This is a genomic window from Paraburkholderia tuberum STM678 (genome assembly GCF_902833905.1).
GTDB classification, from domain to species: domain Bacteria; phylum Pseudomonadota; class Gammaproteobacteria; order Burkholderiales; family Burkholderiaceae; genus Paraburkholderia; species Paraburkholderia tuberum.
In genome coordinates this window covers 1-1,746 of sequence record NZ_CADFGP010000159.1, presented here as the reverse complement: position 1 = coordinate 1,746, position 1,746 = coordinate 1, and the positions used below count along the sequence as shown (strand labels likewise).

Genomic DNA, 1,746 nt, shown 5'->3' with positions numbered 1-1,746 from the left:
TCAATCCATTCTTTGGGGACATACAGTTGCCAGGCAATCGGCAAACTGCCGCGTTGTGTCGCGATCGACAGGCTCACGGCGACCTGACAGTTCTCCTGTTGATATGACTCCACGTGTCAATAGGATGGTTTTTAAATTTTCAACATTTTTTATCCATAGGCGTTTAGGAATTTCCTGAGGGCGGCGTAGCAGTAAATCTCGACGGTGGATCACGCTGATATTCGCGGATTGGCTACCGCATTACAGAGGTCCGTGTCATGAGCCTGCCGCTTTCTTTCCACGCAAGTCGGCCTGATGCCGTTGCCAAACAGGAGCGCGGATTACTCAGATACCGGGCTACGCCGCCTTCAGGAAACTTCGCAGTGTGAGCTGTCGGGTGGTTGGAAAAAATCGTTACGCAGGCTGTTCGCTTTGCGGTACCGCCAGGGTCATCCCCATTCGACCGATGTCCCAGATGAACGCGGCCAGTTCACGAGCCAAGGCAATGATTGCAACCTGCCGGCTCTTTCCTCTGGCCACGAGCCGGCGATATCGGCCACACAGGCGTAGCTGGGCATCCCAGGCCCGATCGACAATGGGCTTGGGTATGCCTTCCTGCCGTTTCTGTATGTCTTTGCTCACGCGCGCCGGATGCTGGTAGCTCCAGGCTGATTCGACCAGCAGCTTTCTTGCATAGCTATTCCCGGCCTTGGTGATACTGCCTTGGCGCCTTTTGTTACCTGATGAATGTTCCGACGGCGTGACGCCGAGCCAAGCCATCAACTGTCGCGGATGGTCGAAGCGCGAGAGATCGCCCAGCTCGGATATTAGCCCCACCGCCGACGTGAACTGGATGCCACGCATCGCCTGCAACGCCAGCACGACCGGATAGAACCGCCAGTTCACAACCGCTTCGCGCAGCGCTGCTTCCAGTCGGTCACATTGCGCGAGGCGATCTTCAATGGTGCGGCGGTGTTCGTTGAACGCCAGTTGCTGCCATGTACTATCGAACGAAAGGGTACTCAGCCAGCGCCGGTGGGCCGGGCCCCAATTTGCCCGGCCGGAGTACTGGACGCCGTGCGACAGTAGGAAAGACTTCAGCCGCAGCCTGGCCTGTTTCAGATCATCCCGGGCAGATGACCACGCCCTGGCCAGATCGCGAAACGCCTCGTCCTCCACGCTCGGCACATGCACGGCGGATAGATCGCCGGCTCGCAGCGAGCGCACCAGTTTGAACGCGTCGCGCCGGTCGGTCTTGACGCGATCACCAGGCTTTCTCGGAATCAGCGATGGGGCACACACCATGCTATCGAAGCCTTTCTCGAGGAGCCGGCGATTCAGTCCATAGCCACAAGGGCCGGCCTCATAGACAACGTGAACATGGCGGGCCTTGGATTGCAGTCGCTTGCAAAGACGATCGACTTCGCTCTGCGTCGTGCCGATCTTGCCGAACAGTTCAACTTCGTCCAGGCCCATCGCGTAGGCAACCGTGATCGAGTCTTTGTGAACGTCGAGCCCAACGTACAATGTGCTATCTTGGTTCATGCTGGCCTCCGTGTCGGAAACAAACCGTCGAGTGGTGGCTCCGGCCACACTCTTGCGGCTCTGGCAACATGCTAACCCGCGCTTCACTTCCCAGCGGCGGCCAGCCTCGCTGCCACGGAGTCATACTGACTTGCCGAGCTGCCCGCAGTACTGACGTGCCACACCAACCGAATGACGTCCCTTCTTTGGAATACCGGTGTCGTCGATAATCCAGTAGTAGCC

The 1,746-nt window shown here is 58.3% G+C and carries 1 protein-coding gene and 2 pseudogenes; all 3 read right to left on the bottom strand.

Features of this window, described 5'->3' with window-relative positions:
- Window positions 1-101 (bottom strand): annotated as a pseudogene (locus tag HWY30_RS40715) (transposase); the annotation flags it as partial.
- Window positions 102-393: 292 nt separating this feature from the next.
- A complete protein-coding gene (locus HWY30_RS40710; RefSeq protein ID WP_090812091.1) occupies window positions 394-1,524 on the bottom strand; it encodes an IS110 family RNA-guided transposase in 1,131 nt (376 codons plus the stop codon).
- A 129-nt stretch (window positions 1,525-1,653) separates the two neighbouring features.
- Window positions 1,654-1,746: pseudogene (locus tag HWY30_RS40705) on the bottom strand (transposase); the annotation flags it as partial.